The sequence below is a fragment of the Microcystis sp. LEGE 00066 genome, from assembly GCF_015207925.1.
Lineage (GTDB): Bacteria > Cyanobacteriota > Cyanobacteriia > Cyanobacteriales > Microcystaceae > Microcystis > Microcystis ichthyoblabe_A.
In genome coordinates this window covers 1-15,670 of the sequence record NZ_JADEVX010000105.1, presented here as the reverse complement: position 1 = coordinate 15,670, position 15,670 = coordinate 1, and the positions used below count along the sequence as shown (strand labels likewise).

The following is a 15,670-nucleotide window of genomic DNA, read 5'->3' as shown; positions in this document are numbered from 1 at the left end:
AGAGGGAATGCTATCCATCTCGGAATGGTTGGCAAAATCCTCCAGTGTTTTTACTAAGAGTTGTCAAACAATCCGAAACTGGTTTGGAGAAATAATTAGTTATTTCGAGCGAAGGACAACGAATGGGGTGGTCGAGGGAATCAACAATAAACTTAAACTAATAAAAAGAAGAGGCTATGGCTTTAGAAACTTTCGGAATTTTTGGGTTAGAAGTATGTTGTCTTGGCATCTTGTATGTTGATTTAGCATAAAGAGTAACGAAGAGCCAAAATTTACCGATGTCTGCCATACTTATAATAAGCGGCACAAGCACCTTCACTAGAAACCATACAAGTACCGATGGGATGTTCGGGAGTACAAGCAGTACCAAATACTTTACATTCCCAGGGTTTTAAAACACCTTTAAGAATTTCGCCACACTGACAAGCTTTGTGATCTTTAACACGCTGATTGGGTAGGGTAAATTTTTTCTCCGCGTCAAAATTACTGTATTCATCTCGCAGTTTTAACCCTCCTTGGGCAATTTCTCCTAAACCTCGCCATTCAAACTGATCCCGCAGTTCAAAAACTTGCTTGATTGCCGATAAAGCGACTCTATTTCCTTGATTTTGTACCACTCGATCGTACTGATTTTCAATCTCACATCTCTGCTCATCTAATTGTTTTAATACCATCCAAATTGATTGGAGAATATCCAAGGGTTCAAACCCAGAAACTACCATAGGTTTATGATATTCTTGGGCAATAACTTGATAGGGTTCTGTGCCAATTACCATGCTAACATGACCAGGCCCAACAAAACCGTCTAACTGTAAATCTGGGTTATCTAACAAAGCTTTCAGAGCGGGAATAATCACCACATGATTAGAAAATAAACTAAAATTAGTGATGCCATCTCTTTGCGCTTCTAAAACAGTTAAAGCGGTGCTAGGAACGGTTGTTTCAAACCCTAATGCTAAAAATATTACTTCTTTATCGAGATTTTCTCTGGCAATTTTTAAGGCATCGCGAGGAGAATAAACCATGCGAATATCATCACCTTTTGCTCGTGCTTGCAGCAGACTCAAATGGGAACCGGGGACACGCATAGTATCGCCAAAAGTTGTCAGAATTACGTTCGGTTTTTGTGCGAGAAAAATGGCATCATCTAAACGACCTCGCGGCATCACACAAACGGGACATCCAGGACCATGAATTAATTCGATAGTTTCTGGAAGTATTGCCTCGATACCGTATCTAAAAATTGAGTGGGTATGACCTCCACAAACCTCCATAATTTTAGTAACTTTTTCCCGCTTTTCAGAAATTCTTATCGATAATTGTTCAATTTGTTGAATTAATCCCGACGCTTTAACTGGATCACGAAATTCATCAACGTATTTCATAGTTTATCTCCTTTAATTATCATTTTTAGCTGTCGGTAGTCAGTAATAATTACCGTAATTTACATTTCTTAGAGATAGATAACAGCATTAATTTATGGGTGACTACTTTAAGAACATTAATTATGATTAAATTCTGCCTCTAATTCCGCTAATTGTGTTAATAAAATTAAGGTTTCTTGCGCCTCATCTTCATCGATTCGATTCATAGCAAAACCCACATGAACTAATACCCAATCCCCTACACAAGTATTAGCGGGATGGTCTTCATCAACAATACAAGCGATATTTACTTCTCTTTTTACACCCCCCACATCGACGAGAGCAAGATGACGGTTTTCATCAATAATTGCCGTAATTTGTCCCGGTATGCCTAAACACATAGTTTTTACCTTAAATCTAGTTTTTGTTAATTATGCGCCGATTTTTGGGCTAGAGATTGCATTAATATCAACTGACAGCCCTTCTCATAAAGATGAAGTATAACCTAACTTGATATTGACGACCTACGACCGCCTCCCGAAAAGGAAAACCGAGTCAAAGGTTATCCTTTTTACTTGGTCCTAGCTGCCATTCTGGACTATTGCCCCCAAGAACAGCTTTTTTTCTCCTATCTTTTTTAAGATTTCCCCCGTCCTGGATTGTGGACCCTATCCCAGCAGGGGTAAAACTTTTGTATTAGGGACTACACCAATGATAAGAAATTATTCAATCAATCGATCGGGTGACATTCTAGGCTATGATTTCCCTGACTATAGTTATTTCTCTACATTAAGGAAAATCTACGATGACAACCTTTCCCATCGATTTGAGTGCCTATAAACCCATCAGTCTCGACCCCAGTAACCCCACCCTCACCGACGACCAAAGAAGCACCCTAAAAGCCAATATCCAACTCTGTCGCGATGCTATCATCTTTTTTACTGCCACGGGTGCGGCCCGGGGTGTGGGTGGACACACCGGCGGTCCCTACGATACCGTCCCGGAAGTGGTGATTCTCGATGCTCTTTTCCGCAGTCAACCTAGTCAATTTGTACCAATCTTCTTCGATGAAGCAGGACACCGCGTCGGTACTCAATATCTCATGTCTGCGTTAGAAGGTTCTTTACCCGCAGAACAATTAATGCACTACCGCGAGGCCAATTCTAAACTCCCCGGACACCCGGAATTAGGATTAACCCCCGGTGTCAAATTTAGTTCTGGTCGTTTAGGACATATGTGGCCCTACGTTAACGGTGTCGCTTTAGCTAACCCCGGAAAAACTGTTTTTTGTTTAGGTTCCGATGGTTCTCAACAGGAAGGCAATGACGCGGAAGCTGCCCGTTTAGCCGTGGCTCAACACATCAATGTTAAGCTGATTATTGATGATAATGATGTGACGATTGCCGGTAATCCTTCCAAATATTTACCCGGTTATGATGTGGCTAAAACTCTCACCGGCCATGGTCTAAAAGTGTTAGTGGGAGATGGGGAAGATATCGATAGTTTGTATCGCAATATCTGTGAAGCAATTAATACTCCCGGCCCGATTGCGATTATTAATAAACGTCCCATGTGTCCGGGGATTGAAGGTTTAGAAGGTTCTAACCACGGTCATGATGTGATTTCTGTCCCCTTGGCTTTAAAATATTTAGAGGCAAAAGGACATAGTGCCGCTGTGGAATATCTCAACAGTATTAAGAAGCCTTCTAATGACTATAAATTCCTCGGTTCTGGGGATAAATGGGGTTCTAACCGCAATGTTTTCGGCGAAGCGGTAGTCAGTCTTTTAGGCAAAATGAGCGAAGAAGAACGCAAGGCTAAGGTATTAGTAGTAGATAGCGATTTAGAAGGTTCCTGCGGTTTGAAAATTATCCATGATAAACATCCCGAAGTGTTTATTCCTTCTGGTATTATGGAACGGGGCAATCTTTCGGCAGCTGCTGGTTTTGGTATGGAAAAAGGTAAACAGGGAATTTTCGCCACCTTTGCCGCTTTTCTAGAAATGTGTATTTCTGAAATCACCATGGCCCGCTTGAATTATTCTAATCTTTTGTGTCATTTTTCCCATTCCGGTATCGATGACATGGCCGATAATACCTGTCACTTTGGTTTGAATAATTTCTTTGCCGATAATGGACTCGATGACGGTTACGAAACCCGTCTTTATTTCCCAGCCGATGCGGCACAAATGACCGCTTGTGTCGAGGCAACTTTCCATCAACCCGGTTTACGTTTTATCTTCTCGACTCGTTCTAAAACTCCCAATATTCTTGATACTAACGGCCATAATTTCTTTGGCGATGGTTACACCTTTGTTCCCGGAAAAGATGAAGTAATTCGGGAAGGCACTGCCGGTTATATCATCAGCTTTGGCGATGGTTTATACCGCGCTTTAGATGCAGTGGAACGCTTAAAACAAGAGGGGATCGACGTGGGTTTAATTAATAAACCGACTCTCAATGGGGTAGATGAAGAAATTATCGCTAAAGTTGGTAATTCTCCCTTTGTTTTAGTGGTAGAAGCATTTAACCGTCGCACGGGTTTAGGTAGCCGTTATGGTTCTTGGTTACTCGAACGCGGTTTAACTCCTAAATACGCTTACATCGGTACTCACCATGAAGGTTGTGGCGGTTTATGGGAACAATTCCCCCACCAAGGTATTGACCCAGTTGGTATCATTAGTAAAGTTAAATCTTTAATTGCTTAGATAGTATTTTAGGGTGGGCTTTAATCAGTTATCAGTTATCAGTTATCAGTTATCAGTTATCAGTTATCAGTTATCAGTTATCAGTTATCAGTTATCAGTAGAATTATTGTAAATTAATTATATGTTATAGTGGTGGTTTAACTAGGGCTTGCTGAATAATGGTAAAACCCTTTTAAAATAAGGCTTTTGACCTGTTAAAGTCCGATGTTAGTGCAAGAAAATAGGATTGGGACTTTCAAAAACCTTGCATTATCCTTCTTATAGTACATTAATTGGTACAAAAAACAAGGGCAACAAAGCCCGAAACGACCGGCTACTGACTCCTGACTCCTGACTCCTACCCCCAGGAAAAACTTTTTCAGCAGACCCTAACTAAATTTTCCCAAAAAATTAGTTAATTATTACGTTTGTTTTAAATAGGGCTTACTGAATAATGGTAAAACCCTTTTAAAATAAGGGTTTTGTTAATTTTTTAGTATTTCTGTAGGGAGGAAGTCCCAGAATAGTGACTCCTAAAAACCGACTCCTAACCCCAGCAAGCAACTTTTTCAGCAGACCCTAATTATATATTGGCTTCAAAAACGGGACAATAGCCTTCAGCAACCACTTTAAAACCGTAGAGAGGAGAAGCGGGATTCCAACAGCGCTGACTTTTGTAGTGGACACAGACACGACAGCAATCCATCTCCTCTAAAGCTTTGGTGATGCGATTGGGACTCTCGCTTAATAGTTCCCGTTGGGAGACTCCCCGCAATAATAATTCTTCCCCTTGCCAGCGTGCTTCTACCAGTCCCGTATCGGCAAAATTACTCCACCGGGGATCCCGGGTGAGCGGCTCTGGTAAAGTGATAGTGACGATCGAATCCGATTCATTTAATTCTCCCTCATAGTGACTGGGGGCCGGGGGTGTCGGTTGCAGAAAGCGATCGCCAATGGGTAATTCCACCAGGGTTCCCACGGCCGGAGAATGGAGTTGATAACGGCTTTGTAATTCTTCTAAACTGGTCAAATCCGCTAGATATAGGGGCGAGCCATGGACGAACATGATATGCTGCGGTCGCAGGTTATGGATTAGTTGGGTGGTGTTGCGACTATCGCTATGTTCAGCCAGTAGATAGGTTTCTTGGCTAATTAATCGCGAACGCTGTGCCGCTTTTAATCGGGGATTCTCCAGGTTGATATCGTGCAGGTGTTGGGGAACTAAGATTAACCAAGGTTTATCCCCTTGCAGATATTTACTCGCCTCCTCTAGGCGATCGATTAGTAAAATGATCGGAGTGGTTCCCCCTAGAGGTGTCGGTTTTTCTGGCAACCTTCGCAACCGGGGACAGATGCGCTCATCCCAAAATAAGGGCTGATGTTTGGCAAAATTCTGGACAGATGCGGGAAATTGTGGTAAAATTTCTAGGTAGGCATCGCAAGCTTTAGCGATCTTGCCCCCAACCCAGATATCAATATCGCGACCCGTGAATTGATGATGCGATCGCAGTAATTTTAAAATTTCTTGACCCAATCCCAAAGCGGGGACGGGTAGTAAAACATTTTGTCCCTCAGCGATCGCATGATAGATGCGATTCATCAACTGTTTTTCCTGCTGTCGTCGGTGGGGATGGCGTTCTGTGCCGTAACTGCCTTCAATAATCAGCACATCGGGGGATATTCCCCGCAGCAGATCGATCGATAATCCTTCCACCAGTTGAAAATTAGATAGGGAAAAATCGCCGGTATAGAGGACTTTATAGGTACGTTTGGGGGTTTTGTAGGTGAATAAGACCACGGCAGCCCCGGGTAGGTGGCCGGCCGGAAAAATCTCGACGGTGAGATCATCAAAGAGAGTGATCGGTGATCGCCATGGCCAACCCTGACAGAAACTGCCGATTTCCTCGGCAGAATCGGGCCATTGTAGGGGCAGCAGTTGTACTGTCACCTCACTGGCATAAACTGGCAATTGGGGATAGGTCTGATGGAGAGCCATTAACCCACGGATGTGATCGCTGTGGGCATGACTACAGAACACCAGATCTACGGGTGGTTTTTTGTTTTGGGTGAGGGGTTTCAGATCGGCCAAACCGCAATCTAAAAGTATGCGATAGGGACCGATTTTCAGTAGGAGACAAACCCCTTCCGATGCGTGACCGACACCAAAAGGTAAACAGGATAAAAGGGATTTTGACCCCCAGACAGCAGTAGAGCGTTGAACCATGGCAACCCTGATTATGATGACTGGTTAGTGAGCCGAACCGTTGCCATCGTAGTTATCGCTATCATAAAAACCGTTGCGGGTGCCGAAAAAGAGACAGGAGACGGTGAATACAGCCGTTAATGCCAACAGGATTAATTTGATGTCCATATAATTTAGTGCAACTCCTCAGAGGGTAATCTCCTCTCATACTAACTCAACTTTTTCGGTTCTTAGCAGCTAGGTTTCGGATTTGACCATGGGCGCTCACCCTCTTTTAATAATTAAACTTGTCAGTAATTTGTGATGATTTCAGCAAAAACTACCGGTAATTGTCGAAAAGACTAGCATCTTTTGTCATAATATAGCAAACCTAAATGAGTTGTGAAAAGGCATCAAATCTTTTCAAATTTCCTAACTTGACAAAGATTATATTTGGCAAAAAATTGATCAATTTAAGTCTGAATTGCATCCCTGTCTAATCTACCTTTATAGAATACCTCATTCGGGGTACGATAGTCAAGACATTTTCGAGGACGATTGTTAATTAAGTTTACGGCTCTTTCTACCTCCTCTGGTTCAACGATTTTCCAATTTGTTCCCTTGGGAAAAAATTATCTCAATAGTCCATTAGTAGGCTCGTTTAATACCCTCTCCCAAGAATGATAAGGAGTAGCAAAATAAAAATCTGCTCCTAGTTTCTGACTCAACTCTTGATGTCCACAAAATTCTTTGTCCTTGTCATAAGTAAAGATTTTTCTTTCAGTAACTGAGGAGCCTTTCTTTGTCAAATCTTGAGGTTGATGCTTTTCATTTTTGAATTGGCGTTTTAAGATTCACTAATAATTGCTGACTGATTGTCGGTATTTCTGCAAATGTGATATGCACCCATGGCTTCAAAACTATTCAGGATTATTTATTGCTTGATTAATTTGAGTGATTTGGGTTTGAAAATATTGTTCACGATAACGGATAGCTTGGGCTAATTCCGCACCTTTTTGGAAAGCGAGTAAAGCTTGGGGATAATTTTTTCTCTCTAGATAAATTTGACCGATTTGATCGTAGGTGTTCATTAAACCGTAGTAATTGTAACCTAATTCATGGACTTTAATTAATTCTTGATAGATTTGTAAAGCATAATCCACCTGTTGATAACTTTTATAAAGTTCCGCTAACTTATTTAAAGCTTCTCCTGCGGTGCCGTACTGTTGTAAAGCAAAAGCGAGAGAATAGGCTTCTTGAAAGTTTTGGCTGGCTTTATTTACATCTTTTAAAGCTTGGTAATCTAAGCCAATTTGAATTTTTAGATCGGGGATTAACTGTATTTGCTGATTTCTGATCTCGGTTTCAGCTATTTCTTCTTTAATTTTTACTGCGTTAGCTGGTTGCAGAGATTCTCGATAAATTTCTGCTAGTCTTTGCAGATAAATTCCTTGATTTAAAGAATTATTCTGCGCCTTAGAAATAGTTAATAATTCCTCGTAAACTGGGGCGGCTTTTTGATAATCAAAACGGGATAAATGAATTTGACCAAGTTGATTTAAAGTTGCTTCTACTGCCAGATTATCGCCAGATTTTCTGGCATTAGCTAGGATTTTATCATAGATGATTATCGCCTCATTAAAAGCTCGTACCTGTTGATAGGATGTACCTAGTAATGCTAATAATTCCTCGTCCATTGTCCGGTTAGTTTCTGCAGTTTGTTGCACAGTTTTTAAACGAGCAGTAATTAATTTAACATCCTCGGTTCGATCTCGATTCCAAGCTGCTAACCCCACTTTTCCCAAAGATTTTACTTCTTCTTTGTCCCCTAAATAACGATTTAATTTAATCACTTCATACCAGATAGGAAAAGCTTCCTCATTTAATCCCGCATCGTATTTAGCTTGAGCTTCAGCATCGCGTTGATCGATGTATAATAACAGTTGACGATGCTCCAAGGGAGTTAAAGGGCGATCGATTGCGGGTAATAAAGGACTTTTTAGGGGAGTTTCGAGGGGATTGGGTGCAGGGGTTTCTGTTTGTGCTAGGAGAGGAAGGGAAGTACCGATCAAACAGAGCCATAAACTGAGAGAAAAACGTAGCATAATAGATTGATAAGAGCGTAGTAGAGGATGATATTTTGTGATCGATCGATTCTATAAGAGACTGACTGCCGAAAATTGCCGTTTGCCAATTTTGGGTTTAATTGCTAGTTTAATTGTAACCTTTAGTCTGGGGGCTTGTGGTGTCTCCCCACAAGTTTTGGCAGAACAACGAATGTTTCTACCCCTCTCGATCGAGTTTTTGGGAGAATATCAATTACCACAAGCGGATTATCAGGGGACAAGGGTGGGGGGATTATCGGCAATCAGCTATGATCGCACCAATAACCGCTTTTATCTCCTCAGTGATGATCGTTCTCAGAAAGCTCCAGCCCGCTTTTATCGGGCCAGTTTGCAGATAAATGATGAAAAAATCGAAAAAGTGAATTTAGAGGCAGTCACGTTCCTAAAAGATGGCAAGGGAGAAACGTTTAAAAAGGGATCGATCGACCCGGAAGGTATCGCTTTTTCGCCCCGACAAACTTTGTTTATTTCCAGTGAAGGTGCGGTTAAACAGGGAATTGATCCTTTTATTGCTGAATTTGATTTGCAGGGACAATTAAAGGAGTCTTTGTTAATTCCTAATCGCTTTTTACCGGATGATAGCAATCAAAAAGGAATACAGGATAATTTAGGGTTTGAATCCTTAACTTTAGGGATTACCAGCACTCTCAAAGACGATCCTTTTCGTTTGTTTACTGCCACAGAAAGTGCTTTAATTCAAGATAGTCCCACGGGAAAAAGGGAAGAAAATCTCAGAGTGCGACTTCTTCATTATCTGATCGATCCGATTGGTGCGCCTGTGTTAGTATCGGAACAATTGTATGTGTTAGATGGGCCACCCAGTAGTGCGAGATACTACGGTTTAACGGAATTATTAGCTTTAGAAAAAGAGGGTTATTTTCTCAGTTTAGAGCGAACTTTTGGTTTAGAAGGTTTTGGATCGAAACTATTTCAGGTAGTTAACGGGAGTGCCACTGATACCTCGAAAATCGCCAGAATACCGGGGGAATTAGAAGCTTTACAGGTGCAACCCTTGCGGAAAAAATTATTACTAGATTTAGGTACTTTGGGGATTGATTTAGATAATTTGGAAGGAATGACCCTCGGTCCAAGATTAGCTGATGGTAGTCGCTCTTTGATTTTAGTCAGTGATGATAATTTTAATCCGAATCAGGTCAATCAGTTTTTACTCTTTCGACTCAAGGAAAAATAAACAAGAGATGGTTAATTGCCTCACCTATCCCCTTCTGGGAGAAGGTTTGGGGTGAGGACTACCAATAAAGAAAAAGGGGATAAATAGTCGGTTTAAAGACAAAACTGCCGATTAATAATCACTTTTTTCGATATCTTTGCGAATATCATTCAGGTCAATATAGCGATCGGTAGCGTTGCGTAATTCCCTAGCGATCATCCCTTCCGTAGAAACTACGGTAATATGAGTATTTTTAGAGCGCAATAGTTCGATCGCTCGTTCAAAATCGCCATCACCGCTAAATAAAATCACTCGATCGTATTGATCGACGGTATTAAACATATCAACGACAATTTCGATGTCTAAATTAGCTTTCTGGGAAAAACGGCCGGAACTATCATCATAATATTCTTTCAAAATTTTTGTTCTCACCGTATAACCCAAACTAATTAAAGCATCGCGAAAACCCCTTTGATCTTGGGAATCTTTTAACCCCGTGTACCAAAAGGCATTAATTAACATAATATTCGGGTCGTTGGTGAAGTAATTTAACACCTTGCGCGGGTCAAAAAACCAACCATTTTTTTGTTGAGCATAAAACATATTATTGCCATCCACAAAAATCGAAAGGCGATCCTTCGGACGGCCGCCACCATTACAATGACAAAGACCGGCTTCTGTCATACAAAATACATACCTAATTTTTTATAGAGTTTAACTATAAAATTACTTTTTAGTAATTTTACGGGGGAAAACGACTATTCTTTGAGGAATAGCGGTGATTTGAGAGCAAAAAGATAGCAACTAAAATAAAAATTAGCTTTTTTGTCTAAGTAGGGAGGCACAATTATTTGTAGGATGGGTTAGCGGTAGCGTAACCCATGCGGGCGTTGGGTTTTATGCTTCAACCCAACCTACGTTCATCTTATATTTAATTCCACCCACCCACTTAGGAGACAAATTAGATAATAGTTTCGGAATAATTAAAAGTGATAATAGGGGGATTGTACAGTAATTAGGTCATTTTGATAATCTTTCTCGATAGATGAGCATCAACAAGGCTGGTTAGATCAGGTAGGAACACCAATCACTCCAACCTCCAGAATATAGCTTAACATTCTCGTATCCGGCTAGGGTCAGGGAAAAGATATTAACACAGGCTGTCACTCCTGAACCACAGTAGAGGATAATTTCTCGATCGCCTTGCCGCTCTTGCCAACGTTGTGTTTGCAGGTCCTGGGGTTGACAAAAACCCTGACTATCGGTGACTTCCAACCAGGGATAATTAAGCGCCCCCTCGATGTGACCGGCGATCGGATCGATCGGTTCCCTTTCACCCCGATAGCGATCGCTTTCCCTGGCATCAATTAACACCACTCCCCCTTGCTCTTTTTGCCTTTTTACCTCCTCGATCGTCACCACCCAATCCTCTTGAACTTGGGGGAGAAAAGCGCCGGTTTTCGGCACAGGTATCTGATTAGAGACGGGATAACCGGCATTTAACCAATTTTGCCAACCTCCATCGAGAATGCTAACTCTTTCATGGCCGAGATAACGTAATAACCACCAGAGACGACTGGCAAAGGCAAAACGGGAGGAATCGTAGGCGATGACATGGGTTTCACCAGAAATCACCCCTAAAGAGCTTAATTTAGCGGCTATCGTCTGCGGATTCGGTAAAGGATGACGGCCGCCATGACGGGCAACGGGAGCCGATAAATCGCGATCTAGGTGTAAATAGAAGGAATTTTCAATGTGATTGGCTAAATACTCTTGATAACAGAGATCGGGATCATTTAATTGAAAACGACAGTCAATAACCATCAGATCGGGGCGATCGAGATTAGTCACTAACCAACTAGGAGAAACGAGGGGTGCGATCGGATTCATGGCGGGAAAATTGTTTAATAATTAATAGACAGTTGCGCTGATCTTCGCTGCGAGTATAACTGAGTTGATCGGCGATTTTTTGGAGAATCGGCAGTCCTTGCCCATGACCTAATAAAATACGGTCACGATGGACATTTTTCTCGATAAAGCTCTCTAAATCGAAGACGGAACCCCGATCCCAGATGCGAATTTCCATCTGGTGGGGAACAATCTCGATCTCGATCTCGATCGGGATTTCGGGGGGGAGGTGTCGGTGAGCGTGACGGACAGCATTGGTAAAACCTTCGGCAAGAGCAAGCTGACACTGGAGCCAGTCTTTTTGGGGAATGCCCGCCGGTTTAAGTTGCTCAAAATACTTTAAAACGGTATCTAAGAACCTGAGATCGCTATCTACCTGAAAAGAAATCTTCACCCCCGGTTTACCTCTGCAATGCCTTACGCTAGAAGTTATACCATTTTTCCCAAACTATGACTGATGTGTTAGCTCGATTCTGGATTTAATCTTATCTTGAGGTATAAGCAAAGTCATCTGTTAGGGGTCGGGGGTAAGCAGTAAGATTGAGGTAGTCGAGTTACAAAAAAGATGGTACGAATTCTAGTAATTGATGATGATGGAGTAATTCAAACGTTCCTGAGACGAGCTTTGCAGAAGGAATACGAGGTTTTTGTTGCCAGTGATGGGGAAGAAGGATTAAAGCAAGCGGGGCAACTAAAACCGGCGATGATTATTTGTGATTGGATGATGCCGGGGATCGATGGGTTGGAAGTTTGCCGGCAAATTAAGCTTAATCCCCAACTGTCAACGACTTTTTTTATCCTCTTAACTTCTTTGGGATCGGTGGAGGATCGGGTGAAGGGATTGGATGCGGGGGCCGATGATTTTTTGTGTAAACCGATCGAAATTAATGAGTTAAAAGCGCGTGTGCGAGCGGGAATGCGTTTGCATCAATTAAGTCATGATCTGCAAGCGCAAAAACAATTACTAGAAATGGAGTTAGCGGAGGCGGCGGACTATGTGCGATCGCTGTTACCAGAACCTTTCATTTCTCCAAAACTTGCTATCGATTTTCGCTTCCTTCCTTCTCGTCAATTGGGGGGCGATGGCTTTGATTATTATTGGTTAGATAATGACCATTTGATGTTATATCTTTTAGATGTGGCGGGTCATGGTTTACGAGCGGCTTTACCTTCCCTTTCGGTGATTAATTTACTCCGTTCCCGTGGTTTAAGTCAGGTGAATTACTATGAACCTAATCAGGTTTTACAAGGGTTAAACCAAGTTTATCAAATCAGCCCTAAGAATGATAAATATTTTACTATTTGGTACGGAATTTATGATCGGAAACAACAACAGTTAACCTATGCCAGCGCCGGTCATCCCCCAGCAGTTCTCCTGACTCAAAAACCTTTTGGCCAGATGATTGAAACCAGACTGAAAGCCCCCGGTTTTCCCATCGGGATGTTTCTAGAAGCAGAATATATTAATCAGGTTCAATCCCTGAATTTACCCAGTAGCCTTTATCTTTTTAGCGATGGAATTTACGAGATCGATTGTGCTGATGGTAGGATGTGGGGACTAGAAAACTTTATTCAATCTTTACGAAATTATCACGGTAATTCGGCTAAAAATCTCGATAATTTTATTGAAGAAATTCAAGCTTTACAATTTGATGGCAATTTTAAGGATGATCTTTCGATTATGCAGGTGGATTTTCCCTGATTAACTTCCTAAAATTTTTTGTTCTAATTCTTCTCGGTTATTAAAAATTTCAAAAACTCGATCCATATCGGTCAATTCAAATAACATTTTTATCTGCTCATTAATCGAGCAGATCAATAGTTTACCCTCCGCAGAACGCACGGTTTTTAAGGATAAAACTAACGCCCCTAAACCAGAACTATCCATAAAGGTGACATCCTTAAAATCAACGATAATAACCTTGGAACCTCCCTGCACGGCTTCGGCAATTTCTTGGCGAAATTCGCTGGCTTGGTTGCCATCTAAAATACCCGATGGTTGAATAACTTTAATCGCAGAACTCATAAAAAAAAGGAAAAATTAAATGTTTTCTACCTGCTCACTGATAACTGCTCGCTGAAATCTGCCAACAGCAGCCAATCTTTAACTATTTTTAACATATTAGGGTCAAGAAAAGCGCAAAATTAAAAATAGGAATTTTTGAAACTGCATGGAAAGTTACGATGTCATCCTCATCGGTGCCGGGCATAATGGTTTAGTTTGTGCCGCCTATCTCCTCAAAGCTGGTTATCGCGTCCTCCTTCTCGAACAGCGTAGCGTACCGGGAGGAGCGGCTACCACAGAAGCGGTTATCCCGGATCTGGCCCCCGATTTTAAGTTTAATCTCTGTGCGATCGATCACGAATTTATCTTTTTAGGACCGGTAATTGAGGAATTAGAGCTAAAACGCCACGGATTAGAGTATTTATTCTTCGATCCTACCGTTTTCTGTCCCCATCCCTCGGGCCAATATTTTCTTTCCTATCGCTCTCTGGAAAAAACTCACGCCGCAATTGCCCAGTTTTGTCCGCGAGATGCCGATCGCTACCTTCAGTTTATCGACTATTGGGCGCAGTTGATGAATGCGATCGGTCCCTGGTTTAACGCTCCCCCCCAAGATTTGCTCAGAATCGCCCGCAATTATAACTCTAGTGCCTTAGCTAGTGTCTGGAAAGCGATCGGCTCGAAAAAGAAACTGCTCGACTTCATCCGCACGATGATTACTTCCCCCGAAGATGTCCTCAATGAGTGGTTTGAGAGCGAATTTGTCAAAGCACCCCTGGCTCGTCTAGCGGCGGAAATTGGCGCTCCTCCCTCCCAAAAAGGCATTACCTCCGGGATGATGATGATGGCGATGCGTCACTCCCCCGGGGTGGCTCGCCCTCGTGGTGGTACGGGCGCACTAACCGAGGCTCTGGTGAAATGTGTTGTCAGTCTCGGTGGGGTGATTTTAACCGAGCAGAAAGTTAAACAGATTCTAATGGAGGAAGGACAAGCGATCGGGGTTAGGGTGGACTCTGGACAGGAATATCTGGCCAAAGCGGGTGTTATCTCTAATATTGACGCTAAACGAGTTTTTTTACAGTTAGTCGCTCCCGCCGATGTGGATGCCGCCGATCCGGAATTGCGAGAAAGGGTAGAACGGCGAATTGTCAATAACAATGAAACAATTCTTAAAATTGATTGCGCCCTCGCGGAAGCGCCAAGGTTCGAGGCTTACGATCACAAAGAGGAGTATTTACAGGGAACGATTCTCATCGCCGATTCCGTGCGTCACGTTGAACAAGCCCACGCTTTAACGATTTTGGGGCAGATTCCCGACGAAAATCCCTCGATGTACCTAGATATACCCACTATTCTCGATCCCTCCATGGCTCCCCAGGGCAAGCATACCCTCTGGATCGAATTTTTTGCCCCCTATCAGATTGCCGGGGCCGAGGGAACGGGATTAAACGGCACAGGATGGACGGAAGAATTAAAAAATCGCGTGGCCGATCGAGTTCTTGATAAACTGGCCGATTATGCTCCCAATCTCAAATCTTCGATCATTGCCCGTCGGGTGGAAAGTCCAGCCGAATTAGCTAATCGTTTGGGTTCCTATAAAGGTAATTACTATCATCTTGATATGACCTTAGATCAGATGATTTTCCTGCGTCCTTTACCGGAAATAGCTAACTACAAAACCCCCATTAAAAACCTTTATTTAACTGGGGCAGGAACTCACCCCGGCGGCTCAATTTCGGGAATGCCGGGGCGCAATTGCGCTCAGGTTTTTCTGCGGGATCAAAGCACTTTTCTGCAAAGATTATTTAACTAGGGTTTGCTGAATAAATGTGAAATAAGTAGGTAGGCGTTAAAAGTTATCAGATACCCCTCTTATTAAGCTATCCATTAGTCACATCTTTCTTAACATAAAATTTGACAAAAAGAGAAAAGTGTGCAAGATGGCTCAAGGAGGTTCTATGGGGGGACTAATTTGATGAGATAGTTTCCAAGTCTGGCTGATATCATGTAACCTTCGCAGTCCCAACCAAATATACTTTGCACGGTTATAACTTGCATTTTTTACTCAAAGACAATAATATAGTTCAAGAGTCATAATTATAAGCAAAGCACTCATTAAAAACATGATTAACCTAGAATTCACGGAAGAAGAAAAGAACTCACTGTATTATGAAAGATTTCATCATCCTCATCCCCGGGTTCAACTGAAGATGGAAGTTCTCTGGTTA

At 42.1% G+C, this 15,670-nt stretch carries 14 protein-coding genes and 2 pseudogenes; 6 read left to right on the top strand and 10 right to left on the bottom strand.

The genetic code is table 11. The features are described 5' to 3' along the window. Window positions 1–241 (top strand): transposase (locus IQ224_RS14850; protein ID WP_194032751.1); only part of this gene is annotated, 241 nt, incomplete at its 5' end. 31 nt (window positions 242–272) lie between these two features. Here IQ224_RS14850 and hypD read toward each other — a convergent pair. Beyond that, window positions 273–1,385: a hydrogenase formation protein HypD gene (gene hypD / locus IQ224_RS14845; protein WP_194033144.1), complete on the bottom strand. Its 1,113-nt coding sequence runs from the start codon at window positions 1,383–1,385 to the stop codon at window positions 273–275. 116 nt (window positions 1,386–1,501) lie between these two features. Next, window positions 1,502–1,765, bottom strand: coding sequence for a HypC/HybG/HupF family hydrogenase formation chaperone (locus tag IQ224_RS14840; RefSeq protein ID WP_194033143.1), 264 nt, complete (start codon window positions 1,763–1,765; stop codon window positions 1,502–1,504). A 404-nt stretch (window positions 1,766–2,169) separates the two neighbouring features. Between IQ224_RS14840 and IQ224_RS14835 the strand changes: the two genes are divergently transcribed. After that, window positions 2,170–4,071, top strand: coding sequence for a transketolase C-terminal domain-containing protein (locus IQ224_RS14835; protein ID WP_194033142.1), 1,902 nt, complete (start codon window positions 2,170–2,172; stop codon window positions 4,069–4,071). 562 nt (window positions 4,072–4,633) lie between these two features. Here the strand turns inward: IQ224_RS14835 and IQ224_RS14830 are convergent. From IQ224_RS14830 to IQ224_RS14820, 4 genes and pseudogenes are all read right to left on the bottom strand, one after another. Continuing rightward, window positions 4,634–6,274, bottom strand: coding sequence for an MBL fold metallo-hydrolase (locus IQ224_RS14830; RefSeq protein ID WP_194033141.1), 1,641 nt, complete (start codon window positions 6,272–6,274; stop codon window positions 4,634–4,636). Window positions 6,275–6,298: 24 nt separating this feature from the next. Further along, the gene (locus IQ224_RS24620) at window positions 6,299–6,421 is read right to left on the bottom strand and encodes a hypothetical protein (protein ID WP_002737208.1); all 123 of its coding nucleotides are present in this window, start codon (window positions 6,419–6,421) and stop codon (window positions 6,299–6,301) included. Between the two features lie 284 nt (window positions 6,422–6,705). Further along, window positions 6,706–7,014: pseudogene (locus IQ224_RS14825) on the bottom strand (IS30 family transposase); the annotation flags it as partial. A 138-nt stretch (window positions 7,015–7,152) separates the two neighbouring features. Continuing rightward, the gene (locus IQ224_RS14820) at window positions 7,153–8,337 is read right to left on the bottom strand and encodes a lipopolysaccharide assembly protein LapB (protein ID WP_002748032.1); all 1,185 of its coding nucleotides are present in this window, start codon (window positions 8,335–8,337) and stop codon (window positions 7,153–7,155) included. A gap of 37 nt (window positions 8,338–8,374) precedes the next feature. Here IQ224_RS14820 and IQ224_RS14815 point away from each other — a divergent pair, with 37 nt between their 5' ends. Then, a complete protein-coding gene (locus tag IQ224_RS14815) occupies window positions 8,375–9,550 on the top strand; it encodes an esterase-like activity of phytase family protein (RefSeq protein WP_002748030.1) in 1,176 nt (391 codons plus the stop codon). Window positions 9,551–9,661: 111 nt separating this feature from the next. Here the strand turns inward: IQ224_RS14815 and IQ224_RS14810 are convergent, their stop codons facing one another. The 3 genes from IQ224_RS14810 to IQ224_RS14800 all read right to left on the bottom strand — a co-directional run bounded on the left by IQ224_RS14810 (window position 9,662) and on the right by IQ224_RS14800 (window position 11,831). Next, window positions 9,662–10,213, bottom strand: a complete 552-nt coding sequence (locus IQ224_RS14810; RefSeq protein WP_002764933.1) for an NYN domain-containing protein — start codon at window positions 10,211–10,213, stop codon at window positions 9,662–9,664. 381 nt (window positions 10,214–10,594) lie between these two features. Further along, window positions 10,595–11,419 carry a sulfurtransferase gene (locus IQ224_RS14805; RefSeq protein ID WP_002748028.1) on the bottom strand — a complete coding sequence of 275 codons (825 nt, stop codon included), beginning with the start codon at window positions 11,417–11,419 and terminating at the stop codon, window positions 10,595–10,597. Then, on the bottom strand, window positions 11,388–11,831 hold the full coding sequence (locus IQ224_RS14800) for an anti-sigma regulatory factor (RefSeq protein WP_002748026.1): 444 nt from the start codon (window positions 11,829–11,831) through the stop codon (window positions 11,388–11,390). Before IQ224_RS14800 ends, IQ224_RS14805 begins: the two co-directional genes overlap by 32 nt. 171 nt (window positions 11,832–12,002) lie before the next feature. Between IQ224_RS14800 and IQ224_RS14795 the strand changes: the two genes are divergently transcribed. Next, complete coding sequence (locus IQ224_RS14795) at window positions 12,003–13,139, top strand: SpoIIE family protein phosphatase (protein ID WP_036402685.1); 1,137 nt, start codon at window positions 12,003–12,005, stop codon at window positions 13,137–13,139. Here IQ224_RS14795 and IQ224_RS14790 read toward each other — a convergent pair whose 3' ends face one another. Then, on the bottom strand, window positions 13,140–13,463 hold the full coding sequence (locus IQ224_RS14790; protein ID WP_002748022.1) for an STAS domain-containing protein: 324 nt from the start codon (window positions 13,461–13,463) through the stop codon (window positions 13,140–13,142). A gap of 145 nt (window positions 13,464–13,608) precedes the next feature. On the opposite strand from IQ224_RS14790, the gene crtO reads away from it, so the two are divergent. Continuing rightward, on the top strand, window positions 13,609–15,255 hold the full coding sequence (gene crtO / locus IQ224_RS14785) for a beta-carotene ketolase CrtO (RefSeq protein WP_084989803.1): 1,647 nt from the start codon (window positions 13,609–13,611) through the stop codon (window positions 15,253–15,255). Window positions 15,256–15,565: 310 nt separating this feature from the next. Beyond that, window positions 15,566–15,670 (top strand): annotated as a pseudogene (locus tag IQ224_RS14780) (IS630 family transposase); the annotation flags it as partial.